Source organism: Micromonospora sp. DT47, from assembly GCF_049844475.1.
GTDB lineage: Bacteria > Actinomycetota > Actinomycetes > Mycobacteriales > Micromonosporaceae > Micromonospora.
Genome location: NZ_JBNCLC010000003.1, coordinates 332,167 through 356,958 on the forward strand (window position 1 = coordinate 332,167; position 24,792 = coordinate 356,958).

21 protein-coding genes are annotated in these 24,792 nt (G+C 75.1%); 14 read left to right on the plus strand and 7 right to left on the minus strand.

Annotation, left to right across the window (positions count from 1 at the left end; genetic code table 11):
* Positions 1–118: 118 nt before the first annotated feature.
* Both ACLQ2U_RS06620 and ACLQ2U_RS06625 read left to right on the plus strand, forming a co-directional pair.
* Positions 119–4,549, plus strand: a complete 4,431-nt coding sequence (locus ACLQ2U_RS06620; protein ID WP_425749634.1) for a WG repeat-containing protein — start codon at positions 119–121, stop codon at positions 4,547–4,549.
* A gap of 133 nt (positions 4,550–4,682) precedes the next feature.
* Positions 4,683–5,681, plus strand: a complete 999-nt coding sequence (locus ACLQ2U_RS06625) for an aldo/keto reductase family protein (RefSeq protein ID WP_425749635.1) — start codon at positions 4,683–4,685, stop codon at positions 5,679–5,681.
* Positions 5,682–5,726: 45 nt separating this feature from the next.
* Here the strand turns inward: ACLQ2U_RS06625 and ACLQ2U_RS06630 are convergent, their stop codons facing one another.
* Together ACLQ2U_RS06630 and ACLQ2U_RS06635 are read right to left on the minus strand one after the other, a co-directional pair.
* Entirely contained in the window at positions 5,727–6,524 is a 798-nt protein-coding gene (locus tag ACLQ2U_RS06630) for a site-2 protease family protein (protein ID WP_425749636.1), read from the minus strand.
* Complete coding sequence (locus ACLQ2U_RS06635) at positions 6,524–6,724, minus strand: hypothetical protein (protein WP_425749637.1); 201 nt, start codon at positions 6,722–6,724, stop codon at positions 6,524–6,526. Before ACLQ2U_RS06635 ends, ACLQ2U_RS06630 begins: the two co-directional genes overlap by 1 nt.
* Before the next feature lie 311 nt (positions 6,725–7,035).
* Between ACLQ2U_RS06635 and ACLQ2U_RS06640 the strand changes: the two genes are divergently transcribed.
* From ACLQ2U_RS06640 to ACLQ2U_RS06650, 3 genes are all read left to right on the plus strand, one after another.
* Positions 7,036–9,084, plus strand: coding sequence for a bifunctional adenosylcobinamide kinase/adenosylcobinamide-phosphate guanylyltransferase (locus tag ACLQ2U_RS06640; RefSeq protein ID WP_425749638.1), 2,049 nt, complete (start codon positions 7,036–7,038; stop codon positions 9,082–9,084).
* The gene (cobS, locus tag ACLQ2U_RS06645; RefSeq protein WP_425749639.1) at positions 9,074–9,847 is read left to right on the plus strand and encodes an adenosylcobinamide-GDP ribazoletransferase; all 774 of its coding nucleotides are present in this window, start codon (positions 9,074–9,076) and stop codon (positions 9,845–9,847) included. The genes ACLQ2U_RS06640 and cobS overlap by 11 nt, the downstream gene beginning before the upstream one ends.
* A gap of 64 nt (positions 9,848–9,911) precedes the next feature.
* Positions 9,912–11,198 carry a DUF2314 domain-containing protein gene (locus ACLQ2U_RS06650; protein ID WP_425749640.1) on the plus strand — a complete coding sequence of 429 codons (1,287 nt, stop codon included), beginning with the start codon at positions 9,912–9,914 and terminating at the stop codon, positions 11,196–11,198.
* 3 nt (positions 11,199–11,201) lie between these two features.
* Here the strand turns inward: ACLQ2U_RS06650 and gcvT are convergent, their stop codons facing one another.
* Positions 11,202–12,332, minus strand: coding sequence for a glycine cleavage system aminomethyltransferase GcvT (gene gcvT, locus ACLQ2U_RS06655; RefSeq protein ID WP_425749641.1), 1,131 nt, complete (start codon positions 12,330–12,332; stop codon positions 11,202–11,204).
* Between the two features lie 162 nt (positions 12,333–12,494).
* On the opposite strand from gcvT, the gene ACLQ2U_RS06660 reads away from it, so the two are divergent.
* Complete coding sequence (locus ACLQ2U_RS06660; protein WP_425749642.1) at positions 12,495–14,066, plus strand: leucyl aminopeptidase; 1,572 nt, start codon at positions 12,495–12,497, stop codon at positions 14,064–14,066.
* An 85-nt stretch (positions 14,067–14,151) separates the two neighbouring features.
* On the opposite strand, the gene ACLQ2U_RS06665 is transcribed toward ACLQ2U_RS06660, so the two are convergent.
* Complete coding sequence (locus tag ACLQ2U_RS06665; RefSeq protein ID WP_425749643.1) at positions 14,152–14,481, minus strand: hypothetical protein; 330 nt, start codon at positions 14,479–14,481, stop codon at positions 14,152–14,154.
* A gap of 140 nt (positions 14,482–14,621) precedes the next feature.
* Between ACLQ2U_RS06665 and lpdA the strand changes: the two genes are divergently transcribed.
* Together lpdA and sucB are read left to right on the plus strand one after the other, a co-directional pair.
* The gene (gene lpdA, locus ACLQ2U_RS06670) at positions 14,622–16,049 is read left to right on the plus strand and encodes a dihydrolipoyl dehydrogenase (RefSeq protein WP_425749644.1); all 1,428 of its coding nucleotides are present in this window, start codon (positions 14,622–14,624) and stop codon (positions 16,047–16,049) included.
* Between the two features lie 71 nt (positions 16,050–16,120).
* The gene (gene sucB / locus ACLQ2U_RS06675; RefSeq protein WP_425749645.1) at positions 16,121–17,989 is read left to right on the plus strand and encodes a 2-oxoglutarate dehydrogenase, E2 component, dihydrolipoamide succinyltransferase; all 1,869 of its coding nucleotides are present in this window, start codon (positions 16,121–16,123) and stop codon (positions 17,987–17,989) included.
* Positions 17,990–18,054: 65 nt separating this feature from the next.
* Here sucB and ACLQ2U_RS06680 read toward each other — a convergent pair whose 3' ends face one another.
* Complete coding sequence (locus ACLQ2U_RS06680; protein WP_425749646.1) at positions 18,055–19,002, minus strand: SDR family NAD(P)-dependent oxidoreductase; 948 nt, start codon at positions 19,000–19,002, stop codon at positions 18,055–18,057.
* A gap of 138 nt (positions 19,003–19,140) precedes the next feature.
* Here ACLQ2U_RS06680 and ACLQ2U_RS06685 point away from each other — a divergent pair, with 138 nt between their 5' ends.
* The 3 genes from ACLQ2U_RS06685 (at position 19,141) to ACLQ2U_RS06695 (ending at position 22,102) form a co-directional block, all read left to right on the plus strand.
* Positions 19,141–19,719, plus strand: a complete 579-nt coding sequence (locus ACLQ2U_RS06685; RefSeq protein WP_425749647.1) for a TetR/AcrR family transcriptional regulator — start codon at positions 19,141–19,143, stop codon at positions 19,717–19,719.
* Positions 19,720–19,763: 44 nt separating this feature from the next.
* A complete protein-coding gene (locus ACLQ2U_RS06690; protein WP_425749648.1) occupies positions 19,764–21,101 on the plus strand; it encodes a low temperature requirement protein A in 1,338 nt (445 codons plus the stop codon).
* 86 nt (positions 21,102–21,187) lie between these two features.
* Entirely contained in the window at positions 21,188–22,102 is a 915-nt protein-coding gene (locus ACLQ2U_RS06695; protein ID WP_425749649.1) for an LLM class flavin-dependent oxidoreductase, read from the plus strand.
* A 115-nt stretch (positions 22,103–22,217) separates the two neighbouring features.
* Here the strand turns inward: ACLQ2U_RS06695 and ACLQ2U_RS06700 are convergent, their stop codons facing one another.
* Complete coding sequence (locus ACLQ2U_RS06700) at positions 22,218–22,400, minus strand: hypothetical protein (RefSeq protein WP_425749650.1); 183 nt, start codon at positions 22,398–22,400, stop codon at positions 22,218–22,220.
* Positions 22,401–22,407: 7 nt separating this feature from the next.
* Positions 22,408–22,635 (minus strand): GntR family transcriptional regulator, encoded by a 228-nt coding sequence (locus ACLQ2U_RS06705; protein WP_425749651.1) that lies wholly within the window; start codon positions 22,633–22,635, stop codon positions 22,408–22,410.
* A gap of 319 nt (positions 22,636–22,954) precedes the next feature.
* Between ACLQ2U_RS06705 and ACLQ2U_RS06710 the strand changes: the two genes are divergently transcribed.
* The 3 genes from ACLQ2U_RS06710 (at position 22,955) to ACLQ2U_RS06720 (ending at position 24,780) form a co-directional block, all read left to right on the plus strand.
* The gene (locus ACLQ2U_RS06710; protein ID WP_425749652.1) at positions 22,955–23,251 is read left to right on the plus strand and encodes a hypothetical protein; all 297 of its coding nucleotides are present in this window, start codon (positions 22,955–22,957) and stop codon (positions 23,249–23,251) included.
* A 264-nt stretch (positions 23,252–23,515) separates the two neighbouring features.
* Positions 23,516–23,785: a hypothetical protein gene (locus ACLQ2U_RS06715; RefSeq protein WP_425749653.1), complete on the plus strand. Its 270-nt coding sequence runs from the start codon at positions 23,516–23,518 to the stop codon at positions 23,783–23,785.
* A gap of 95 nt (positions 23,786–23,880) precedes the next feature.
* Positions 23,881–24,780 (plus strand): TIGR01777 family oxidoreductase, encoded by a 900-nt coding sequence (locus tag ACLQ2U_RS06720; protein WP_425749654.1) that lies wholly within the window; start codon positions 23,881–23,883, stop codon positions 24,778–24,780.
* The last annotated feature ends 12 nt before the right edge of the window (positions 24,781–24,792 follow it).

A 24,792-nucleotide genomic window follows, 5' to 3' on the forward strand; every position in this document is an offset into this window, starting at 1 on the left:
CTCTACCGGTACCGGGGGGCGCCCGGCACGACAATTGGCAACGAGGTGACACCGCCGTGAGCGAGCGACGCGAGCCGGCCATCGGGGCGCGCCGCACGTGCGGCGCCGGAGTCCCCCGATGACGGGCGGCTACCGCGACCGCTGGCGCGATCCGGCGGAACCGTCCTGGGTGGTCGAACCGACCACCGAGTGGCACCCGCAGTTCCCCGGCCAGCGCTACCCCGGCGACATCGGCGCCCGGCACACTCCCCCGCGCGGACGCGCCGCCGTGGTCGGCCGCGCCGAGGTCCCCCCGCTCGCCCCGACCCGCCCCGATGGCACGTACCTCGGGCGGTCCTGGTCCGACGAGGACGAGCAGCCGCGCTGGGGCGGGCAGCCGGCCGACGAGCGGCGGTCCGCCGACGAGCCGCGGTCCGCCGACGAGCCGCACCGCCGGCCGGCCGACGGGCCGATCTGGCAGCGGGAGCGACGCCGGCCCGAGCCGGACCGCCACGACGACCGGCCCGGCCGGTCCGAGCCGCGCCCCGGGGCCGGCGAACCGTCCCGCGAGGCGGCGTGGCACCGCGACCGCGGCGCCCCCGACCCTTACGACGCCCGGCCGTCCCGGCCCGAGCGGAGCGCACCGGGCGTCACCCCGGTCTCCCCCGGCCCCCGCCACGAGCCGGTCCGCGCCAACCACGGCCGCACCGCCGAGCCGGGCTGGATGCCCGAGCCGGACGAGGCGCTGTCACCCCGCCGGGCCGCCGCGCCCGAGCGGCCCGATCCCGGGTACGACCGCCGGCCGGCCGGCGACGGCCGCAGCGCCCGGGGCTGGGGCGACGGGTACGAGCAGCAGCCGGCCGCCCGGTACCGCGCCGAGCGGGACGTCCCCGGCCGCTACCGCGAGGACGAGCAGCGCTGGCAGCCCCGCCGCGAGCACGACGAACGCCCGGCCGCCCACGGGTACGACGACGCGCGGTCGACGCCGTACGGCCACGACGACGGCCACGGGCCCACCCCGCGGACGCCCGACGAGCGCCGCGCGCCGCACCGCGGGTACGACGAGCGCCCCGGTCCCGACGGACACCCCGGTCCCGACGGGAGACCCGGTCCCGACGGACGCCCCGGCTTCGACGGACGCCCTGCTCTCGACGGGCGACCTGCTCTCGACGGGCGACCTGGTTCCGACGGGCGCCCTGCCGTTGACGGGCGCCCCGGCAACGACGGGCGCCCGGGTCACGACGGACGCCCCGGCCCCGACGTGCGCCGGGACCAGGACGGACGCCCCGGTGTCGACGGGCGCCGGGACCACGACGGGCGCCCCCGCTACGACGAGCGCCGAGGTCATGACGAGCGCCGCGGGCACGACGAGCGCCGGCAGGAGCCGCGCGAGGCGGCCGCCCGCGCGGAGGCGTACCCGGATCGACGGTCGCGGGAGGCGGTCCCGCCCGCCGAGGCGTACCGCGAGTCGTGGGCCCGACCCGGCGCGGACCGGGACGGGTCCCGCTGGCCCGCGCCCGGCCCGGAGGACGGCCGCGACGGCCGCGACGGCCGGCACCCGGAGCAGCGGCGCCCGGCCGAGCCGGTCCGCCCGCACCGGCCGGACCCCCGTCCGTCCTGGCACGACGAGCGACCGGCGGCCCGCACGGCGGGGACCTCGGCGGTTCCCGGCCGGCCGGTCTCCGTGCCACCGGGCACCCCGATCTCCGGCGCCCCGACCTCGGGGGGTCCCGTGCCGGGCCGTCCGGTGTCCGGCGCGCCGATTTCGCCGGCTCCGGTGTCCGGCGCCCCGGTCTCCGGCGCCCCCGTCTCCCCGGCCCCGGTGTCCGGCGCTCCGATCCCGGGTGCGTCCGTCTCTACCGGGCGCGGACCCGACGAGGCGGCCCCCGTCTCCGGGCCGCCGGCCGCCCAACTCCGGGTGGAGTTCGTACCGTTGCCGGAGCCGGTCGAGCGGCCGGCCCCGCCGGTCGACCCCGCGCCGCCGGCGCAGCGGCCGACCTCCGTGCCCCCGACCGATCACCGGACGGTCTCGGGCCCGCCGGTCGCGCAACGACCGCAGCCCGGTCCGGTCACCGAACGACCGCAGCCCGGTCCGGTCACCGGGCGGCCGGCCGGGCCGGAGGGTCCGGCGCCCGGGGCAGCCGGACCGTCCGGTTCCCCCGCGCTCGCCATCACGCCCGACCGGCCGCGCCGCTACGTGCCGCCGGCGCCCGAGCCTGACCCCGTGGACCAGCCCGCGACCAGCCGGCCGGCCGAGCGGAACACCTCGGAAGCCTGGTTCCGGCCCGCCCAGTCCGCGCCATCGCCCGCAGCGCCGACCGAGCCGGTCGCGGCCGGAACGGACGCACCCGACCGTCCCTCCGCCGCACCGGCGGGCGGTACGCCGGATGCCCGCCCGACGTCGGAGGCTGCCCGGCAGACCGACGACGCCGCCCGGGTCGGTTCCGGCCCGGACATGCCGGCCCCGGCCACCGCCGGCCCGGGCCCGGCCATCCCGGCGGCCCGCCCGGTGTCCGCGCCGCCGGCATCCGGCGACCCGGCCCGGTCGGCGCCACCCGCCAGCGCCGAGTTGGAGCCGGCGGCGCCGGCCCCGCCGATTGCGACACCGTCCGCCCTGGTGGGGCGACCGGTCTCCGCGCCCCCGGCCGCACCGCCCGCACCGGCGTCGCCGGCCCCGACATCACCCGCCCCGGTGGTCGGCGCTCACCCGGCCGCCGGCCCGCCGGCCGAGCCGGTCGTCGTGCCGTCCGCCGAGCCGGTTTCCCCGCCACCCACCGGGACCACCAGCTCGCCTCCGCAGGGTGCGGCTCCGTCCGTCCCGGACCCGACGGCGCCCACCGATGAGCCGGCGACCTCGGCCCGCCCGGTTTCCCCGACGGCCACCGACGAACCCGCGGCAACGGCCGGGCCGGCCTTCCCGGCACCGACCGACCACCCCGCTGCGGCATCCCCGCCGGCGGCGCGGCCGCAGCAACCGGCCCCGGCCGGCACCACGCCGACCGACGCCGGCGGTGCGGCGTCGCCCACGGCCGGCCCGCTGGTGGCGGCAGCAGATTCCGGCCCGGCGGCATCCGCCCGGCCGGCCTCCGCGCCGCCCGTCCCGGAACGGCCCGGCCAGCCCGTTGCGCCACCCCCGGCGTCCCGGGCGCCGGAGCCACCGGTCCAGGCCGGCTCTCCGGAACCGCCGGTCCGGCCCACCGCCCCCGAGCGGGCGGTCGCCGGCCAGCCGTCGGCCGGTGCCCCGAGCGGGGCCGCGAACCCCGTGCCGGAGGGCGACCCGGAGCAGATCCTGGCCGGGTACCGCTGGCGGCTGGACCGGGAAACGTTGCGCGAGGTCATCGACGACCCGGACGAGCTGCGGGTGATCCGGCGGCGGCTGACCGAGAAGCTCGGCGCGTCCCTGGACAACCGCGCCCGCGCCCGGCTGCTCAGCCTGCGCGCGGTGGTCTCCCGGATGGTGGGCGACCTGGACGACGCGCTGGCCGACGGCCGGCTCGCCCTCACCTACGCGGACGCGACCGGCGAGTTGCGGCGTACCGCGCTTGCCCGGGCCCGGCTGGCCGAGGTGCTGCGCTGGAAGGGCGAGTTCGCCGAGGCGGACCGGCTCTTCGCCGAGGCCAACTCGACCGAGCTGCCGGACCGGCTGCGGGCCGCCCTGCACGAGCACGCCGGCCGCTCCTGCTACGACCAGGACCGGCTGATGGAGGCCTGCGAGCACTTCGAGCGGGCGCTGGACCTGCGCCGCGCCGACGACCCGGAACTGACCACCCGGATCCGGGTCGCGCTGGACGCCGTGCACGGCCGGGCGACCGCGCGGGGCGGCTTCGGGCCGTACCCCCGCGGCCGGGAGGAGGTGCGGCACGGACGGCGGCCCCCGGCGCCCACGCTCGACGGCGGCCTGGACCGCTGGGGGTACGCGGACGCCGACGGTGAGCTGGTCCTCGGCTACGACTACGCCGAGGCGCAGCCATTCCGGGAGGGACTGGCCTGGGTACGCCGGCCGGGCACGGGCTGGGAGCTGATCGACGAGCGGGGCGCCACCCTGCTCGGTCCGGCGTACGCGGCGGTGCGGCCCTTCTCCGACGGGCTGGCCTGGGTGTCGCAGGGCGGCGGCCCGGACTGGGCGGCGATCGAGCCGGACGGCACCGTGGTGGTGCCGGGCGGTTTCGAGGACGTCCGGCCGTTCACCGGCGGGGTGGCCGCGGTCCGCCGGGGCGGCTGGGGTGCGGTCGACCGCAACGGCCGACTGGTCGTGCCGACCCGCTACCACGGCTTCGCCACCGCGCTGGCCGACGGCCGCCGCCTCGACGGCTTCAGCGAGGAGGGGCTGGCCGTGCTGGACCAGGGCGGGCTGCGCGGCGTGCTGGACCGCGCCGGCAAGGTGATCGTGCCGCCGGTCCACCCGGCGCTGGTGATCCACCCGGTGGCGTTCCTGGTCGGTGACGGCGCCGGCCGCTGGGGCGCGCTGGACCGGCGCGGCGAGCCGCTGATCGACCCGGTGCACCCGGGGCACGAGGTGGTGATCGCCGAACTGGACCGGCTGCTGACCGACGCCCACCCGGTCCTCTGACCCGGGCGGGTGGCGATCTCGTCGACGGCTCGGGGATGAGCGTCCTCGCCGGCGGCCGCACCACGCCGGAATGCCGCACCACGCGCGGATGCCGCACCGGCGGCACGGAGGCAGGCCGGACTAGGGTCGGGGTATGGAATTCCGACACCTAGGCCGCTCCGGCCTGCTGGTCAGCGAGATCTCGTACGGCAACTGGATCACCCACGGTTCCCAGGTGGAGGAGGACGCGGCGCTGGCCTGCGTCCGGGCCGCCCTGGACACCGGCATCACCACCTTCGACACCGCCGACGTGTACGCGGGCACCCGCGCCGAGGAGGTGCTCGGCAAGGCGCTCTCCGGCGAGCGCCGCGAGGGCGTCGAGGTCTTCACCAAGGTTTTCTGGCCCACCGGCCCGGGTCGCAACGACCGTGGCCTGTCCCGCAAGCACATCATGGAGTCGATCAACGGCTCGCTGCGCCGGCTGCGCACCGACTACGTGGACCTCTACCAGGCCCACCGGTACGACTACAGCACCCCGCTGGAGGAGACGATGGAGGCCTTCGCCGACGTCGTGCACTCCGGCAAGGCGCACTACATCGGCGTCTCCGAGTGGAAGGCGTCGCAGCTGCGCGAGGCCCACAAGCTGGCCCGTGAGCTGCGCATCCCGCTGGTCTCCAACCAGCCGCAGTACTCGATGCTCTGGCGGGTCATCGAGACCGAGGTGATCCCCACCAGCGAGGAGCTGGGCGTCGGCCAGATCGTCTGGTCGCCGATGGCGCAGGGCGTGCTCTCCGGCAAGTACCAGCCGGGTCAGCCGCCGCCGGCCGGCTCCCGGGCCACCGACGAGAAGTCCGGCGCCGGGTTCATCGCCCAGTGGCTCACCGACGAGGTGCTCACCCGGGTGCAGCAGCTCAGGCCGCTGGCCGAGCAGGCCGGGCTGACCATGCCCCAGCTCGCCATCGCCTGGGTGCTGCAGAACCCGAACGTCTCCTCGGCGATCGTCGGGGCGTCCCGGCCGGAGCAGGTGCACGACAACGTGAAGGCGGCCGGCGTGAAGCTCGACGCCGACCTGCTCAAGGCGATCGACGAGATCGTCGAGCCGGTCACCGAGCGGGACGCGGCGAAGACCGAGAGCCCCGCCCAGCGGCCGTGAGCGGTCCGGTCCGGCCGGCGCGGTCGTCGCGCCGGCCGGGCCGGGTCAGCCCTGCCAGAACCGGATCAGGTCGAGGCCGGCGGCGTAGAGCCAGGACGGCAGGCCGAGCAGGTCGCCGACCGCGAAGACCGCGCCGAAGAACCAGCCGCCGATGCGCGGGTTCCACAGCAGCGCGAAGAGCAGAATGAAGCCGTACGGCGCGAACAGGTCGTACATCCGGCGCCACTGCGGGTTCAGCCAGGGCTGGATCATGTTGCCGCCGTCCAGCCCGGGCACCGGGAGCAGGTTGAGCACGCTCGCGGTGAGCTGGAGGAACGCCAGCAGCGCCAGGCCCGCCCAGAACTCGATCGGACCGCCCGCCCCGGTGCCGATCCGCAGCACCGCCACCAGCACCAGGGTGAACAGCACGTTGGTGGCCGGGCCGGCGAGGCTGACCAGGGTGTGCCGCAGCCGGCCCGGGATGGCGTGCCGGTCCACCCAGACCGCCCCGCCCGGCAGGCCGATGCCGCCGAGCAGCACCACCAGCACCGGCAGCACGATCGACAGCAGCGGGTGGGTGTACTTGAACGGGTTCAACGTCAGATAGCCCCGGTGGGCGATGTCCCGGTCGCCGGCCCGGAACGCGACCACCGCGTGGGCGTACTCGTGCAGGCAGAGCGAGACCAGCCAGCCCGAGACGACGAAGAGGAACACGTCGAACCGGACGTTGCCGAACCGGTTCCAGGCCATCACCCCGCTGGCCACGAAGAGCGCGACCAGGCCGAGGAAGACCGGGCTGGGCCGGAACGCCGCCCGGGGCACGCCGAGGACCAGCGGCTCGCCGCCCGCGCGATCGTAGGCCATCACTCCACCGTCGGCAGCAGGCTCATCCGGTACTCCACCCGGTCGTCATCGACGAGCGCGACCGAGGTGACGCCGGACGCCGCGAGCTCCCGCCAGGTCTGGCCGATCCAGGACTCGGCATCCGCCTGGCTGCCGAACGTCTCCGCCGGTCCGTCGACCGAGGCGCCGTCCGTGCCCTCGTACCGCCAGCTCCACGCCATGCCGCGTCTCCCCTCGCCGCTCACCGTCCCCGGGGGACGGAACCCCCGCAAGCGTAGTCGGCCGGTCCCGGAACGGCTGACGCTCGCCCCGGCCGGCGTCGCGGCCGGCCGCCGGGCCGTCAACCGAACCCGTTCACCCGGGGCAGGTCTGTGGCAGCGGCTACCAGGTGATCGACTCGGCGGCGCGCGCCGGGACCTGCGTGACGTGGGGCGGGTCGGCCGGCGGGGCGAGCTACGGCAGCGGTTTCGAGCACTGCGGCTGAGCGCGGCCCGGCGGGCGGCGCCACTCCGGGCGGCTTTAAGGTACGGGCATGTCCGTTGACGGGTGGAACACGGTCCTGGTGCTCGGCGGTACCCGCTCGGGCAAGTCGGAGTTCGCCGAGTCCCTGGTGGGCGACGCCGCCACCGTGCGCTACGTGGCGACCTCGGCAAACGCCGACCCGGAGGACGCCGAGTGGGCGGCCCGGCTGGCCGCGCACCGGGAGCGCCGGCCGGGGAGCTGGACCACCGACGAGACCGCGGACGACCCGCGCCGGCTGGCCGACGTGATCGCCGCGGCCGGGCCGAACGAGACCCTGCTCGTGGACGACCTGGGCGGCTGGGTGACCGTGCTGCTCGACCCGGCGCACCAGCCCGCCGACGACGTCGCCACCATCGCCGAGCTGGCCGCCGCGGTACGCGACAGCGAGGCCCGGATCGTCCTGGTCAGCCCCGAGGTGGGGCTCTCGCTGGTGCCGACCACCCCGCTGGGGCGGGCGTTCACCGACGCGCTGGGCGCGGCGAACCGGGCCGTCGCCGACGCCTGCGACGCGGTGGTGCTGGTGGTCGCCGGCCAGCCGGCCTGGCTCAAGCCGGCCGCCGCGACCCGCCCGGCGAGCGTGCCCGCCCAGGCCGGCCCGGCGCCGGCCGCCCGGCCCACCAACCAGGTCACCCTGGCGCGGACCAGCGAGCTGGAGGCGCCGCTGCCGGACGTGCTGACCCCGACCCTGCCGGCCACCCCGGGTGACACCAACGGCACCGCCTGGGCGGCGCCCACCATGGCGCTGCCGATGGTCGCCACCGGCCTGGTCATCCAGCCGGGCATGGAGCTGCCCATGCCCGACGAGTACGCCGGGCCGCAGGCCGGCGACCGGCTCGCCACCCTGGACGTGCCGGGCGCCGGGCTCGGGGTGCTGGAACGGGTGGTCGGCTTCGCCGCCGCCACCCAGGGCACCCCGACCCCCACGCCGTGGACGACCGTGCGGGTGCTGCTGCTCCACGGCGACCACCAGGGCGGGGCCGCCGCCGGCACGGTCGCGGGCGAGTCGGCCCGGCGGGCCCGGCAGGCCCGCGCCGGCCGGGGCGCGCTGGCCCGGCTGGCCGCGGAGAGCGGCGCCAGCCTCCAGGTGGTGGACACGCCCTCCTCCGCCCCGATGGAACACGAGCCGGCGTTGCACCACGCCGCGGTGGAGTCCTCGCTGCGCTACGGCTGGCGGCTCGCCGAGGAGGCCGCCGACGCGGGCGTACAGCTGCTCGTGCTCGGGGCCTGCGGCGCCGGCACGGAGGCCGCCGCCGCCGCGGTGCTCGCGGCGACCGCCGGGGCGGAGCCGCCGGCGGTGCTCGGCCGGGTGGTCACCGCCAGCGGCGAGATCGACGACGCGGCCTGGATGACCCGCTGCGCGGCGGTCCGGGACGCGCTGCACCGCACCCGGCGCTCGCCACGGGACGCCAAGGACGTCCTGGCCGAGCTGGGCGGCGGCGACATCGCGGTGGCCACCGGGGTGCTGCTCGGCGCGACCGCCCGCCGGGTGCCGGTGCTGCTCGACGGCCCGGTCGGGCTGGCCGCCGGCATGATCAGCCGGGATCTGGCCGGGCAGGCCCGGCACTGGTGCCTGCTGGCCGACCACGGCGGCCACCCGGCCGTCCGGCTGGCCGCCGACGTGCTCGGCCTGACCCCCCTGCTCGACCTGCGGCTGGACCTCGGCGAGGGGGCCAACGCGCTGACCGCGCTGCCGCTGCTGCGCTCGGTGCTGGCGCTGGCCGCCGCGCTGCCGGTCCACCCCCGCCTGGGCGGCGGCGACGAGGACGAGCCGGACTTCACCGAGCCGGAACCGGCGGGCCCGGGGCCGACCACGAGCGAGCCGGACTTCACCGAGCCGGAACCGGCCGGCCCGGGGCCGACCACGAGCGAGCCGGACTTCACCGAGCCGGAACCGGCCGGCCCGGGGCCGACCACCACCGAACCGGACTTCACCGAGCCGGAACCGGCCCGCCCGGAGCCGACCACGACGGGACCCGACTTCACCGAGCCGGAACCGGCCGGTCCGGGGCCGACCACGACCGAAGCGGCGGCGGACCCCTCCGGCTGGCGTGCCGGCTGAGCCGCGCCGCCTCGACGGCCTGCGGCTGGCGCTCACCACCTTCACCACCCTGCCGGTGCGCGCCGGGCGGATCGACCGTCCGGCGGCGGGCACCGCGATGGCGCTCGCCCCGCTGGTCGGCGCGCTGCTCGGCGCGGCGCTCGCCGGGCTGCTGCTGCTCCTCGCCGCGCTCGCTCCCCCGCTGGTCGCCGCCGGGGTGACGGTGGGCTGCGCCGCGCTGGCCACCCGCGGGCTGCACCTGGACGGGCTGGCCGACACGGTGGACGCGCTGGGGTCGTACCGGCGTGGGGCGGCGGCGCTGGAGATCATGAAGAAGCCGGACGTCGGGCCGTTCGGGGTGGTCGCGCTGGTGGTCGTACTCCTGCTCCAGACGGCGTCGCTCGCGGAGCTGGCCGGGCGGTCCTGGCCGGCCGCGACGGCGGCGGTGGTCGCGGCGACCGCGGCGGGCCGCCTCGGGGTGGGCTACGCGTGCCGGCGTGGGGTGCCGGCGGCCCGCCCGGAGGGGCTGGGCGCGCTGGTCGCCGGCACGGTCGGGCCGGTCGCGCTGACCGTCGGCACGGCCGCCGTCGCGCTGGCGGCGATGCCGGCCGTGCCGGGCCGGCCGTGGCAGGGGCCGCTCGCCGTCGCGGCCGCGCTCGCCGTCGCGGTCGGGCTGCTCCGCCACGTGGTACGCCGCCTCGGCGGGATCACCGGCGACGTGCTCGGCGCCACCGTGGAGCTGGTGACCACGCTGGTCTACCTCGGACTGGTGCTGTCCGGCTGAACGCGCGGCGCGGCGGCGGGTAGCGTTTGCCCCGACAGCACCGGCACGGCCTCCGGGGGACGACTTGCTCATCACGGACGACTTCCTGCCCGTACCGGTCCCGGAGTCGCTGAGCGCGACCTACCTGGTGCCGATGGCGGGACTGCCCCGGGTGAGCCCGAAGACGGCGGTGCAGGCCTTGGAGGGCCGGCTGGCCGGGCCGGTGTACGGGCTGGCGAAGCAGATGCTGGACAGCCCGCTGATGACGGTGGACACCCGGTCGATCGACGAGTTCCCGGAGCTGCCGCCGGACCTGCTGACCGCGTTCGGCGCCACCGAGGCGCAGCTGGGCCGGCTGGCCGCGGCCAGCCACCTGGTGGTGGTGCAGGCCGAGTACCGGCCGGGCTGGCCGCCGGCGCACGAGTGGGCGGCCCGCGCGGTGGCCGCGGCGATCGCCGAGTCGGTCGACGGCGACGTGGTGGACGTGTTCGGGCTGCAGTTCCTCGACCCGGCGGCCGCGCTGCGCTCACTCCCCGACGAGCAGGGCCGGGTACGCCTGGTCGACTGGGTGCTGGTGCCGTACTCCTCCGACGCGGAGGGGCTCTGGTTCACCACCAAGGGACTGCGCCGCTTCGGGCTGCTGGAGCTGCAGACCCAGGGCGTACCGGACCACCTCACCCGAGCCTGGGGCGCGGTGATGACCGGGGCGGCCCGGCGGCTGCTGCGGGACTGGACCGACGGGCTGGCCGGCGAGGAGGTGCCGGCGTTCGTGCAGCTGCCGGTGCTGGCCACGGTGACCGGGCACGACATCGCCGTGGCGTACGGCAATCCGGAGCAGCACGGCGCGACCGCCCCGGTGCTGCTCCGGCTGGAGCTGGACCCGGCCACCGACCCGGACGCCGACTCGTTCCTCAGCCTGCGCCCGCCGCCCGGTTACCCCGGACCGGACAGGAAGTACTACGCCGCGGCCTGCGCGACGCTCTTCTCCGGCATCCAGCCGGACGTCCGCTACGCCCGTCCCGGCGACGCGATGAGCAAGGCGATCGCCACCGCCCGGGCCGGGCTGGACGACATCCGGGCCCGGTTCCTCGCCGGCCAGCTGCCGCGGGAGTCGCAGCTGGTGGTCAAGTACGGCCTCCCCGGCGACGAGGGCCCGGAGTTCGTCTGGGCGGGGGTGACCTCGTGGGAGGCGGCGGAGCGGATCGTCGGCGCCAGCGCCAGCGACGCCAACAGTGACCCCACCGTCCGGATCGGCTCCCCGATCGTGGTGGAGACCGCCGACGTGGTCGACTGGGCCCTGCTGGACGGCACCGGCGTCATCGAGGGCGGCTGGACCCAGGCCGTCCTGGACGCCGGCGAAGCCCCCGCCTGACCCTTACCTCACCGAGGGCTGGACGAACGGGGGGCGGGTGACGCGCATCTGGGCGCGGCGGCCGCGGATGTCGACCTCGACCAGGTCGCCGTCGGCGAGCTTCGGGTCGGTCTCCAGCAGGGCCAGGGCAATGCCCTGCTTCCTCGTCGGCGAGAAGGTGCCGCTGGTGATCGTGCCGACCCGCGCGTCCCCGACGTGGACCGCCATGCCGGCCCGCGGGATGGCCCGGTCGACGGCCTCCAGACCGCGCAGCGTACGGGCCGGGCCGGCGGCCTTCTCGGCGAGCAGCACGTCGCGGCCCCAGAAGGCCGGCTTGTCCCAGCCCACCGCCCAGCCGGACCGGGCCTGGACCGGGGTGATCTCCGGCGACAGGTCCTGCCCGTGCAGCGGGTAGCCCATCTCGGTACGCAGGGTGTCCCGGGCGCCCAGCCCGCAGGCCCGCAGGTCGAAGCCCTCCCCGGCGGCGAAGAGCGCGTCCCAGACCGCCACCGCGTGCTTCGCCGGCACCACCAGCTCGTAACCCAGCTCGCCGGTGTAGCCGGTCCGGCACACGGTCAGCTCCGCGCCGGCCACCGCCCCACCCGAGAAGCTCATGTAGTCGTGCCCGGTCGGCAGGCCCAGCGCGCCGAGCAGCTCCGCCGAGCGGGGGCCCTGCACGGCCAGTACCGCGTACCCCTCGTGCTCGTCGGTGACGGTGACCCCGGCCGGCGCGGCGGCACGCAACCGGCGGACCACCTCGGCGGTGTTCGCCGCGTTCGGGATCAGGAAGACGTGGTCGTCGGCGTGCAGGTAGGCGATGATGTCGTCCACCACGCCGCCGGTGGCGTCGTCGCAGCAGAGCGTGTACTGCGCCCGGCCCGGGCCGATCCGGCCCAGGTCGTTGCTGAGGCAGGAGTTGACGAACTCCGCCGCGCCGGGCCCGGTCACCCGCGCCTTGCCCAGGTGCGAGACGTCGAAGACGCCCACGGCCGTACGCACCGCGGTGTGCTCCTTGAGCACGCCGCCGCCGGCGTACTCGAGCGGCATCTCCCAACCCCCGAAGGGGGCGAACTTGGCGCCGAGAGCGGTGTGCCGCTCGTGCAGCGGGGAACGGCGCAGCCGGGTCGCGGCGGCGTCGAGGGTCACGTCCGTCATGGGTGCCAACTTACCGGGGACCGCACCGCTGGTTAGCATCGGCGGGACCCGTCATGAACATCGGCGGGACGCACCCGAGCTCTGGCGGGTAGGTTGCCGCCGGAGACCTTCATCGCCGGTACGCGACGACGCGACCGGCCCGGCCCGCCCGGAGTAGCTTCAGTGACATCGCCCAGCACCACCCTGAGCCTGGTCGACACCGACCCCGCCGAGCTCGCCGTCGACGCGATCGTGATCGGCGTGCACAGCCAGACCGCAGAGCAGGACGCCACCAGCGGCTTCGCCGGCACCCTGTTGCTGGCCAGCGGAGCGGAGAGCATCGCGGCCGCCTTCGACGGCAAGCTGACCGAGACGCTGGCGCTGCTCGGCGCGACCGGCGGCCCCGGTGAGGTGATCAAGCTGGCCACGCTGGGCACCGTCACCGCCCCGATCGTCGCCGCGGTCGGCCTCGGCCCGGAGCCGACCGGCGCCGCCCCCGCCCCGGAGACGCTGCGCCGGGCCGCCGGCGCGGCCGTCCGGGCCCTCGCCGGGGCGCCCCGGGTGGCGCTGGCCATGCCGCTGCCCGACGACGCCGACGCCCCGGCCGCGCTGCGCGCGGTCGCCGAGGGCGCGCTGCTCGGCGGCTACCGGTTCGCCGGCTACAAGACCCGGCCGCAGCCGACCCGCCGGGAGCCGGTGGCCGAGGTGCTGATCGCCGTGCCGGACGCCGCCGACGCGACCGCGCGGGGCGAGATCGACCGGGCGACCGCGGTGGCAGCCGCGGTCCGGACCAGCCGGGACTGGGTGAACACCGCCCCGAACGAGCTGCGTCCGCCGGCCTTCGCCGAGGCCGTCGCCACCGCCGCCCGCGAGGCCGGGCTCGGCGTCGAGGTGCTGGACGAGGCGGCGCTGACCGCCGGCGGTTACGGCGGCATCGTGGCCGTCGGGCAGGGCTCGGAGGCTCCGCCGCGCCTGGTCAAGCTCACCTACACCCCTTCAGGTGGCGGCAGCGGCAAGCGGGTGGCGCTGGTCGGCAAGGGCATCACCTTCGACACCGGCGGCATCTCGATCAAGCCGGCCCAGGGCATGTGGGAGATGAAGTCCGACATGGCCGGCGCGGCCGCGGTCGGCGCCGCCATGCTGGCCGTCGCCGCGCTCAAGCCGTCCGTCGCGGTGACCGGGTACCTGCCGATGGCGGAGAACATGCCGTCCGGCACGAGCTACCGGCCCGGCGACGTGATCACCATGTACAACGGCAAGAAGGTGGAGGTGCTCAACACCGACGCCGAGGGCCGGATGATCCTCGCCGACGCGATGGCGCGGGCCTGCGAGGACGGCGCCGACTACCTCTTCGAGACCTCCACCCTCACCGGCGGGCAGGTGATCTCGCTGGGCAAGCGGATCGCCGGCGTGATGGGCACCCCGGAGCTGTGCGAGCGGGTCAAGCTGGTCGGCGAGTCGGTCGGCGAGCCGGCCTGGCCGATGCCGCTGCCGGACGACGTCCGCAAGGGCATGGACTCCGACGTCGCGGACATCTCGCAGGTCAACGCGGGCATGGACCGGGCCGGTCACATGCTGCAGGGCGGGGTGTTCCTGCGCGAGTTCGTCACCGAGGACGTGGCCTGGGCGCACATCGACATCGCCGGCCCGGGCTACCACTCGGGCGAGGCGACCGGGTACTGGACCAAGGGCGGCACCGGCGTCCCGGTCCGCACCCTGGTCCAGCTGGTCGAGGACGTCGCCACCAACGGCTGACGGACACCTGGCACGTGGACGGGGCGCCTCCCACAGGAGGCGCCCCGTCGCCGTTCCCACCCCCTCGCCCCGAGGGGGTGGGGGGTTAGAAGAGTTCGGGGCGGCGCTTGCGACGTTCGTTGTAGTCCCGCATGCGCTGGGGGTAGCCCATCAGGCGGACGTCGTAGATCGGGATCGCCAGCCGGTGGGCGAAGCGGCGGGCGCCCTCGGGGCCGTCGATGCGGCGGCGGGTCCACTCCCCGTCGTCGGCGATCAGCATGACGGTGGTCTCGGTGACCGTGGTCCGCGGCTCGATGTACGCCTCGACCCCGCGCCGGGTCCGGACGAAGTTCTCGAGATGCTCCAGATCGGCACGGTCCGCCACCCGGTCCCGACTGACCGTGCCGGCGCGCTTGCGTCGTCGGAAAAGCCCCACCCGACCGTCCCCTCCCCCGTTTGTCATCGACAACGGTGCCAAGCGTACGTGCCGACGACGTGTCGTTGGGCACCTCACTACGCGGCCCGGGTGGGCTAGTGACAAGATGACCGAGGTGGGGTGTGTCCTGTCACCCCTCCGTGACCCCCCGATGCAGCGACGCGACCTGGGAGTTGGACGTGAGCGAGCCGAACGAAGCGACCTTCGACATCGTCATTCTCGGAGGTGGCAGCGGCGGCTACGCGGCGGCGCTGCGTGCCGCCCAGCTGGACCTGTCCGTCGCGCTGATCGAGAAGGGCAAGCTCGGCGGCACCTGCCTGCACAACGGCTGCATCCCGACCAAGGCGTTGCTGCACGCGGCGGAGATCGCCGACCAGACCCGCGAGTCGGAGCAGTTCGGTGTCAAGGCCGAGCTGGTCGGCATCGACATGGCCGGGGTCAACTCGTACAAGGACGGCGTGGTCTCCCGGCTCTACAAGGGCCTGCAGGGCCTGGTCGGCAGCGCCAAGAACATCACCTTCGTGGCCGGCGCCGGCAAGCTGGTCGGCAAGAACGTCGTCGAGGTCGACGGCAAGCGCTACACCGGCCGCAACGTGATCCTGGCCAGCGGCTCGTACGCGAAGAGCCTGCCCGGCCTGGAGGTCGATGGCGAGCGGATCATCACCAGCGACCACGCGCTGACCCTGGACCGGGTCCCCTCCTCGGCGATCGTGCTCGGCGGTGGCGTGATCGGCGTCGAGTTCGCCAGCGTGTGGAAGTCCTTCGGGGTGGACGTCACCATCATCGAGGCGCTGCCCCGGCTGGTCGCCGCCGAGGACGAGGAGTCGTCCAAGGCGCTGGAGCGGGCGTTCCGCAAGCGGAAGATCAACTTCAAGGTCGGCAAGCCGTTCGAGAAGGTCGAGAAGACCGAGAACGGCGTCAAGGTCACCATCGCCGGCGGCGAGACCGTCGAGGCCGAGCTGCTGCTGGTCGCCGTCGGCCGCGGCCCGACCACCGCCAACCTCGGGTACGAGGAGCAGGGCGTGAAGATGGACCGCGGCTACGTGCTGACCGACGAGCGGCTGTGCACCAGCGTGCCGAACGTCTACGCGGTCGGCGACATCGTGCCCGGTCTCCAGCTCGCCCACCGCGGCTTCGCGCAGGGCATCTTCGTCGCTGAGGAGATCGCCGGCCAGAACCCGGCCGTGATCGACGAGGCCGGCATCCCGCGGGTCACCTACTCCGACCCGGAGCTGGCGTCGGTCGGCCTGACCGAGGCGAAGGCCAAGGAGCAGTACGGCGACAAGGTCAAGACCTACAACTACAACCTGGGTGGCAACGGCAAGAGCCAGATCCTCAAGACCGCCGGCTTCGTGAAGCTGGTGCGGGTCGAGGACGGCCCGGTGGTCGGCGTGCACATGGTCGGCGCCCGGGTCGGTGAGCTGATCGGCGAGGCGCAGCTCATCTACAACTGGGAGGCGTACCCGGCCGAGGTGGCGCAGCTCGTGCACGCCCACCCGACCCAGAACGAGGCCCTCGGCGAGGCGCACCTGGCCCTGGCCGGCAAGCCGCTGCACGCGCACGCCTGACCCACCGTCATTCCGCGACGCCGGCGGCAAGCGGGCGAGGATCGCACCAGGCCACGAAGGAGTTTTGGAAGATGCCGGTATCGGTCACCATGCCTCGGCTCGGCGAGAGCGTCACCGAGGGCACCGTCACGCGCTGGCTCAAGCAGGAGGGCGACACCGTCGAGGTCGACGAGCCGCTGCTCGAGGTCTCGACCGACAAGGTCGACACCGAGATCCCGTCCCCCGCGGCGGGCGTGCTGAGCCGGATCGTGGTGGGCGAGGACGAAACCGCCGAGGTGGGCAGCGAGCTGGCCGTCATCGCCGGTGAGGGCGAGCAGGCCGGCGGCGGCGAGGCCGCACAGCCGCAGGAGGCCCCGGCCGAAGAGGCTGAGGAGGCCGCCGCGGCGCCGCAGGCCGAGGCGGAGCAGCCGGCCGTCGAGGAGCCGCAGGCCCAGGCCGCCCCGGCGCCGTCGGGCCAGGGCACCCCGGTGAAGTTGCCGGCCCTGGGCGAGAGCGTCACCGAGGGTACGGTCACCCGCTGGCTCAAGCAGGTCGGCGAGACCGTCGAGGTCGACGAGCCGCTGGTGGAGGTCTCCACCGACAAGGTCGACACCGAGATCCCGTCGCCGGTCGCCGGCACCCTGCTGGAGATCAAGGTCGCCGAGGACGAGACCGCCGCCGTCGGCGCCGACCTCGCGATCATCGGTGCCGCCGGCGCCGCCCCGGCCGAGGCGAAGCCGGAGCCGACGCCCGCGCCGAAGGCGGAGGCCAAGCCCGAGCCGAAGCCGGAGCCGAAGCCGGAGCCGAAGGCCGAGGCGCAGCCGGAGCCGAAGGCCGAGGCGCAGCCGGAGCCCACGGTCGAGGAGCCGACCCCGGGCATGTCGTACAGCCAGCCGACCGCGGAGGCCGAGGTCGCGGCGCAGCCGGTGAAGGCCGAGCAGGCCGCCCAGCCGGCCGGCCCGACGCCGACCCCGCAGCGCCCCTCCGCCCCCGCACCGGGTGGCGGCGAGGAGGCCGCCGGTTACGTGACCCCGCTGGTGCGCAAGCTCGCCAGCGAGCACGGCGTGGACCTCTCCTCGGTCAACGGCACCGGCGTGGGTGGCCGGATCCGCAAGCAGGACGTGCTGGAGGCGGCCGAGAAGGCCAAGGCGGCGAAGGCCGCCCCGGCCGCCGCACCGCAGCCGGCCGCCGCCCCGGCGGCCCCGGCAAGGCCGGCCGCCAAGCCGCAGCCGAGCAGCAAGCGGGGTACCACCGAGAAGCTGACCCGGATCCGCGCGGCCATCGCCAAGCGGATGCAGCAGTCGCTGCACGAGATGGCGCAGCTCACCACGGTGATCGAGGTGGACGTCACCAAGATCGCCAAGCTGCGGGCGCAGGCGAAGGACACCTTCCAGCAGCGGCACGGGGTCAAGCTGTCCTTCCTGCCGTTCTTCGCCCTCGCCGCCGTCGAGGCGCTGCAGACGATTCCGATCGTCAACGCCCGGATGGACCTGGAGGCGGGGACGATCACCTACCCGGACTCGGAGCACCTCGGCATCGCCGTGGACACCGAGCGGGGGCTCTTGGTGCCGGTCATCCACAACGCCGGCGACCTCAACCTGGGCGGCATCGCCAAGCGGGTCGCCGATCTGGCCGAGCGCACCCGGACCAACAAGATCAGCCCGGACGAGATCGCCGGTGCGACCTTCACGCTGACCAACACCGGCAGCCGGGGCGCGCTCTTCGACACCCCGATCGTGCCGTCGCCGCAGTCGGCGATGCTCGGCACCGGTGCCGTCGTCAAGCGGCCGGTCGTGGTCAACGACCCGGAACTGGGCGAGGTCGTCGCGGTCCGCTCGATGGTCTACCTGGCCCTGTCGTACGACCACCGGCTGATCGACGGTGCCGACGCCGCCCGCTTCCTGGTCGCGGTGAAGGAGCGGCTGGAGGCCGGCAACTTCGAGGCCGAGCTGGGCCTGTAGTCACCAGCGCACGAAGGGCGCCCCGGTCGTCTCGGCCGGGGCGCCCTTCGTCGTCCGCGGGACCGTCAGGCCCGGAGGGTCTCCTCCGAGACCTGCCAGAGCCGCTCGGCGGCCTCCGGGTCCAGGGCGTACGCGGCGACGCCCGTGCGGGTGCCGGGCTGGTTGAGCCCGGCCTGCTGGCAGTCCTCGAAGTAGCGCCCGCCGACGCCGTCCAGCAGCGGCGAGGTGGCCACCAGCACCGAGGTCGCCGCGCCCTGCTCGGTGTTCTTCCAGTTCGGCGCCGCGCCACCGCCGCTCTCGGCGCGCAGCCGGGCCAGGTCCTCGTCGCTGACGTAGCGCTGGAGGTTGGTCCGGATCGCGCCCGGCATCAGCGCGTTGGTGAGGATGCCGTCGTCCGCCCAGCGCCGCGTCGCCTCCACCGCGAAGAGCACGTTGGCGGTCTTGGACTGCCCGTACGCCGCCCATGGCTCGTAGGGGCGCTCGCGGAAGTGGATGTCCTCGAAGACGACCGGCGAGCGCAGGTGCGCCGAGGAGCTGACCGAGACGATCCGCGCGCCGCCGGCCGCGGCGAGCGCCCGGTGCAGCCCGGTGGCCACCGCGAAGTGCCCCAGGTGGTTGGTGGCGAACTGCATCTCCCAGCCCTGCGGGGTGCGCATCTCGGGCGAGGCCATGATCCCGGCGTTGTTGACCAGGATGTGCAGCGGCCCGTCCCAGGTGCCCACGAACGCGGCGACGGACGCCTGGTCGGCGAGGTCGAGCGGGGCGACCAGGACGCGGTCGTTGCCGGTCGTACCGGTGATGTCCTCGGCGGCCCGCTGACCGGCGTCGAGGTTGCGGACGGCGAGGGTGACATCGGCGCCGGCCGCGGCGAGCGCCCGGGCGGTCTCCACGCCGATGCCCGAGGCGCCGCCGGTGACGATCGCCCGCCGACCGGTGAGGTCGACGTCCCGCACCACCTCCAGCGCGGTGGACCGGGCGTCGAAGGGCGTGCTGACTGGTGTGCTCGTGGTCATGATCCTCCTTGTCCGACGCGACGCGGACCGTGCGGTCCGGCCGCTACGATGAGAAGCGGAGGCCCCTCCGGTACGTCACCGAGACTAACCGGAGGATCCTCCGGTTGCCAACCGGTCACCTCGAGCCCAGGAGGAGACGTGCCGGAGCCCGGCCCCCGACCGTTGCGCGCCGACGCGGCGCGCAACCGTGAGCGACTGCTGGACGCGGCGGTGCGGGCGTTTTCCCGCCAGGGCCCGGAGGTAACGCTGGACGCCGTCGCCCGGGACGCGGGCGTCGGCATCGGCACGCTGTACCGCCACTTCCCCACCCGGGAGGCGCTGGTCGAGGCGGCCTACCGCAACGAACTGGCGAAGCTCTGCGACGCGGCCGGCGAACTGCTGGACCGGCTGCCGCCGGACGAGGCGACCCGTGCCTGGATGGACCGTTTCATCGACTACCTGGCCACCAAGCGCGGGATGGCCGACGCGCTCCGGCTGGTGATCGCCTCCGGCGCCAACCCGTACGCCCAGAGCCGCGACCTGCTGGTCGCCGCGCTCACCCGGCTGCTGGCGGCGGGCGCCGCCGCGGGCAGGGTCCGGGCCGACGTCGACCCGGCCGACGTGCTGGCCGGGCTGAGCGGGGTGTCGCTCGCCGCCGGCGAGCCGGACCGGCGCGACCTCGCCGACCGGCTGCTCGACCTGCTGATGGACGGCCTGCGGTACCGCCCGACGGACTGATGCGAATGGCCCCCGGCCGCGTCGGACGCTGCGAGAGTGGACCAATGGACGGGGAGCGGCGGAAAACACCACTCGGCCCCGCCGTCGCCATCGCCCCCGGCGCTCGGGTCGACAAGTTCGAGGTCTTCTTCGACCTGGTCTTCGTCGTCTCGTTCTTCATCATCACCCGGGCCACCGCCATCGACATCACCGGCCGGGCGCTGCTGCACGCCATGCTGGTGCTGGCGGTGCTCTGGTGGTGCTGGGTGGTGCACAGCATGGTGGCCACCCGGGTCCGGCTCGGCGAGGGCTTCGTCCCGGTGCTGATGGTCGTGGCGATGGCCTCGCTGTTCGCCTTCGCGCTCTCCCTGCCCCAGGCGTTCGGCGATCCCCGGCAGGGGGCGGCCGGGCCGTTGGTGGTGGCCGGCAGCTACGTGGCGATCCGGGCGGTGCACCTGGTGCTGTTCTGGAAGGCGGTGCGGGAGGACCCGACCGACCGCCGGCACCTGACCCGGTTCATGCCGGAACTGGCGGGCAGCACGGTGCTGCTGGTGGCCGCCGCCCTGATCCCGCCGCAGCTCGCCGACCCGGACCGGGCCGCGCTGGTGCGGGACGTGCTGTGGATCACGGTGGTGCTGCTCCAGTACGGCACCGGCGTGGTCGCGGGCGCCTGGGGCTGGGGGGTGACCTCCGCGGAGCACTGGACCGAGCGGTACGACCTCATCCTGATCATCGCCCTGGGCGAGTCGATCATCTCGGCCGGCGTCGGCGGCAACCTGCTGGGCAAGCCCGTCACCTGGCCCGCGATCACCGCCGCCACGCTCGGCATCGTGTTCACCGCCGCCCTCTGGTGGGCCCACTTCGACCTCATCGGCCCGGCCGCCCGGATCGCGCTGCACGCGGCGACCGGCCGGGCGCGGAGGACCATGGCCCGGGACGCCTACGCGTACCTGTACCTGCCGATGATCGCCGGCATCATCCTGTTCGCGATCGGCACCGAGGAGCTGGTCCGGGTCGTCACCGACCCGGCCGACGGGGCGACCGCGCGGCCGCACGGCCCGGCCGTACCGATGCTCTTCGGCGGGGTGTTCTGCTATCTGGCCACCAACCTGCTGTTCCAGCTGCGCACCCTCGGCACCCTCACCTGGACCCGGCTCGGCGTGCTGGTGGCGCTGGCCGCCGGGATGCCGCTGGGGCAGCACCTGTCGGCGCTGGGCGCCCTCGGGCTGCTGACCGCGATCTGCGTCGGGCTGGTGGCCGTGGAGGTGGTGGTGCTGGCGGACTCCCGGCGCCCGCTACGCAAGTTGGTGCACGACGAGCGGGTCAACCACGAGGCGCAGGAGGCGGCGTGGCGGGCCCGCTGGCACGAGGGCGAGCCGCCCGCCGAGGGCGAGCCGACCTAGACGGTTCGCGGTGGGCGGATTCGCCGGTCGGCAGAATCGGCGTTCGCGGGCTGGCCGGGCGGTCCCGCGCGGAGCAGGCTGGGCCGGTGACCACCTTCTCCCTCCAGGCCACCCCGACCGACGCGGCGAGCTGGCTCGATCTCGCCCGCCGGGCCGAGGTCGCCGGCTTCGACGCCCTGCTCGCCGCCGACCACCCCGGCGACGTCACCTCCCCGTTCGTCGCGCTGGCCGCCGCCGCGTCGGCCACCTCGACGATCGGGCTCGGGTCGTACGTGTCCAACCTCGGCGTCCGCGAGCCGATGCTGCTCGCCACCGACGTGGCCACCCTCGACGTGGTCTCCGCCGGACGGGCCCGGCTCGGCGTCGGCGCCGGCCACACCCCGGCCGAGTGGCACGCCGTCGGCCGCGAACGCCCCGACGTCGCCGGCCGGGTCCGCCGCTGCCTGGCCGTCGCCGAGGCGGTCCGCGCCCTGCTCGACGGCGACGAGGTCACCGTGGACTCCCCCGAGCTGACGGTGCGCGCCGCCCGGCTGACCGCGCCCCGGCCGGTGCAGCGACGGATCCCGCTGACGATGGGCACCGCCAACTCGACGCTGCTGCGCTGGGCCGGCGCGCACGCCGACGTGGTGGGGCTGAGCGGCTTCGGTCGTACCCTCGCCGACGGCCATACCCACGAGGCGCGCTGGCGGGCCGACCAGATCGAGGCGCAGCTCGCCTGCGTCGCCGCCGGCGCGGCGGGTCGGGACGACCCGCCGGCGCTGGAGGCGCTGGTGCAGCGGGTGGTGGTCACCGACGACGCCGAGGCTGCCGCGGCAGAGCACGCGCGCGGCAACGGCATGAGCGTCGCCGAACTGCTGGCCACGCCGTTCGTGCTGATCGGCACCGAGGACGAGATCGTCGCGGCGGTCGCCGAGCACGAGCGCCGCTGGGGCGTCACGCGGTTCGTGGTACGCAAGGACGCGCTGGAACCGCTCGCCCCGGTGCTCGCCCGACTGGCCTGACCTGGCGGGGTCGGCCGGGTATCAGCGGCGAGCCGACCCGGTCGGGAGCCGACCGTCAAATCGAGACGCTACAGAGCTGATGACGTAAACGATTCACGCTCGGCCGCGTCCGGCGTCAGCGGCAGACCCAGCCGGGGGCGCGGGTGATCCGGTCGTCACCACGGTCGACGCAGAACTCCTTGGTGCCGTAGTCGACCCAGTAGGTCTGGCCGGGCCAGACCAGCACCGGCCGGTCGAGGTGGAACCACTCGACCTGGTTGAGCAGGACGAGCCGCTCCGCCGTCACCCGTTCGCGCACAGTGCCGTCAGTCCGTGGGCCGCTCAGCGACGAAGACGCCGACACCGTGCACGCCCTCGACCCATCCCTGCATCTGAAGGACGAGGATTGCCTGTCGCACGACGGTCTGCGACACGCCGTGTTCCTCTTTGAGCTGCGCGGTCGACGGCAGCTTCTCTCCCGGCGCGAGCTCACCGGACTCGATCCGCTCGCGGATGTAGTCAGCAAGCTGCGCCCATTTTGCCTTGGCGGGCATCCACACTCCCAGGTCTGCACCGCCATTCGACCATGGACCACTAGTCACAACAAGTAAGGAGTAGACATGCCTTGCTTTGCACAACTTGTCGTGCAAAGCTCTCCCTGACCGGCTCCCAGGTCTGCAAACCACGAGCTGGTCGTCCTGAAAGACGCACCCGGTCGACCACCCGGAGGTCGGCCGGGTGCCGGATCGCGCCCGTCGCCATGAGCGGGCGCATCGAGCTGGCCCGGGGTGGGTGCCGGGCTCCGGCCGCCGCGCAACGGCTGTCCCCGCCCGCCTCGGTGCCGCACCGATCAGCGATAGGAAGGCGGTACGCGTGCAGCCCCTGGTCAACGAGCCGGTCGACGCGGTGGAGAAGGTGCTCGGTGAGCTGCCGATGCCCCGGTACGTGACGGGCGAACACGTCCGGCTCGCCGTCCGGGCGGTGGTGGTGCACTCCCCCGAGTCCTGGCCCGCCGGCCCGATGTGCCGCAGCGACCGAACCCCGTACCCGTGTCGCCTGCACCGCTGGGGGCGGCGGGTGCTGCACTCGCGGGGGCTGTCCGAGCGGGCGGTCGACGAGCTGGTGGACCGCGCCGAGCAGCAACTCCGGGTACCCGATGGGCGGCGCTGAGGTGTGGCCAGGCCGGCGGCGCAACGATGGCCCGGTGCCGCTCGGACCGCGGCACCGGCGGACCTGGCGACGTGGGCGGCGCTGGTGCTCGTGCGGCCTGCGCTGGACCGCGTGCCCGGACCGGTACGTGCCGGTCCCGACCGAGCCACCGACGCCTCTGCCGAACAGCCGTTGGTGGGACGAGGCAACCCGAGCCAACCCGCAGGTCGGGCGGGTTGGCCGGCTCACCCCGGCGCAAACCTGGCGAGCCAACGGCGGCCGGTGGTGAGCCCGCCGCGCCCGCACCTGCCGATCCGCCCGCTCTGGCTCTGCCGGGCCTGCGCCGCGCCCTGGCCGTGCGCCACCGCGCGACTCACCCTCCTCGGGGAGTACGCGCACGACCGGGTGGCACTGCTGGTCTACCTCGGTGGACTTCTTCACGACGCGGCCGGCCAACTGCACACGCTCAACCCGCACGATGCGCCTGAGCCGGCCCACCTCTTCGACCGGTTCCTGGGCTGGGCGCTCATCCGCCGATCGCGAGCCAACTCGTGACGCCTCCCTCGGCACCAAGGCCGTCACCGAGACTCCTGGACTTCCGATGTTCTTCATCCGAATCCAAAGCCGGCCCCGTACCCGAAGATATGAGTATGCGGATCCTCATCGCCGGCGCGTCCGGCTTCCTCGGCACCCGGCTGGTCGACCGCCTCACCGCCGACGGGCACCAGGTCACCCGGCTGGTCCGGCGGCCGCCGCGCACCCCCGACGAACGGCAGTGGGACCCGTCCGCCGGGCAGCTCGACCCGGCCGTGGTGGCCGAGGCCGAAGGGGTGGTCAACCTGGCTGGCGCCGGCGTCGGCGACAAGCGCTGGGACGACGCCTACCGGCAGCTGATCCGGTCCAGCCGGGTGGACACCACCACCACCCTGGCGATCACCATCGCCAACCTGCCGCCGGCGGACCGGCCGATGGCGCTGCTCAACTCCTCCGCCGCCGGCTGGTACGGCAACACCGGCGACCGGGTCGTCGAGGAGGACGCACCGGCGGGCGAGGGATTCCTGGCCGACGTCTGCCGGGTCTGGGAGGCCGCGACCCGGCCGGCCGAGGACGCCGGCGTACGGGTGGTCCGGCTGCGCACCGGGCTGCCGCTGCACCGCGACGGCGGGCTGCTCAAGCCGCAGCTGCTCCCGTTCAAGCTGGGCATCGCCGGGCGGCTGGGCAGCGGCCGGCAGTGGCTGCCCTGGATCTCCATGCGGGACTGGCTGGACGCGGCGGTGTTCCTGCTGGACCGGGACGACATCGGCGGTCCGGTCAACGTCGTCGGCCCGGCTCCGGTCACCAACGCGGAGTTCACCAAGGAACTCGCCCGCCAGCTGCACCGCCCCGCGATCATCCCGATCCCCGCGCTGGCCCTCAAGGTCGCCTTGGGTGGCTTCGCCCAGGAGGCCCTCACCAGCGCCCGCGTCCTCCCCGGCGTCCTGACCAAGGCGAACTTCCCCTACACCCACCTCGACCTGCCCAGCGCCCTCCACGCCGCCCTCACCGAATGAGGTCGTCGATCA

Bases quoted from the DNA above. Each gene is read 5' to 3' on its own strand.
- ACLQ2U_RS06620 (WP_425749634.1), top strand. From the start codon at position 119: ATGACGGGCGGCTACCGCGACCGCTGGCGCGATCCGGCGGAACCGTCC.
- ACLQ2U_RS06625 (WP_425749635.1), top strand. From the start codon at position 4,683: ATGGAATTCCGACACCTAGGCCGCTCCGGCCTGCTGGTCAGCGAGATC.
- ACLQ2U_RS06630 (WP_425749636.1), bottom strand. From the start codon at position 6,524: ATGGCCTACGATCGCGCGGGCGGCGAGCCGCTGGTCCTCGGCGTGCCC.
- ACLQ2U_RS06635 (WP_425749637.1), bottom strand. From the start codon at position 6,724: ATGGCGTGGAGCTGGCGGTACGAGGGCACGGACGGCGCCTCGGTCGAC.
- ACLQ2U_RS06640 (WP_425749638.1), top strand. From the start codon at position 7,036: ATGTCCGTTGACGGGTGGAACACGGTCCTGGTGCTCGGCGGTACCCGC.
- gcvT (WP_425749641.1), bottom strand. From the start codon at position 12,332: ATGACGGACGTGACCCTCGACGCCGCCGCGACCCGGCTGCGCCGTTCC.
- sucB (WP_425749645.1), top strand. From the start codon at position 16,121: ATGCCGGTATCGGTCACCATGCCTCGGCTCGGCGAGAGCGTCACCGAG.
- ACLQ2U_RS06680 (WP_425749646.1), bottom strand. From the start codon at position 19,002: ATGACCACGAGCACACCAGTCAGCACGCCCTTCGACGCCCGGTCCACC.
- ACLQ2U_RS06690 (WP_425749648.1), top strand. From the start codon at position 19,764: ATGGACGGGGAGCGGCGGAAAACACCACTCGGCCCCGCCGTCGCCATC.
- ACLQ2U_RS06705 (WP_425749651.1), bottom strand. From the start codon at position 22,635: ATGCCCGCCAAGGCAAAATGGGCGCAGCTTGCTGACTACATCCGCGAG.
- ACLQ2U_RS06720 (WP_425749654.1), top strand. From the start codon at position 23,881: ATGCGGATCCTCATCGCCGGCGCGTCCGGCTTCCTCGGCACCCGGCTG.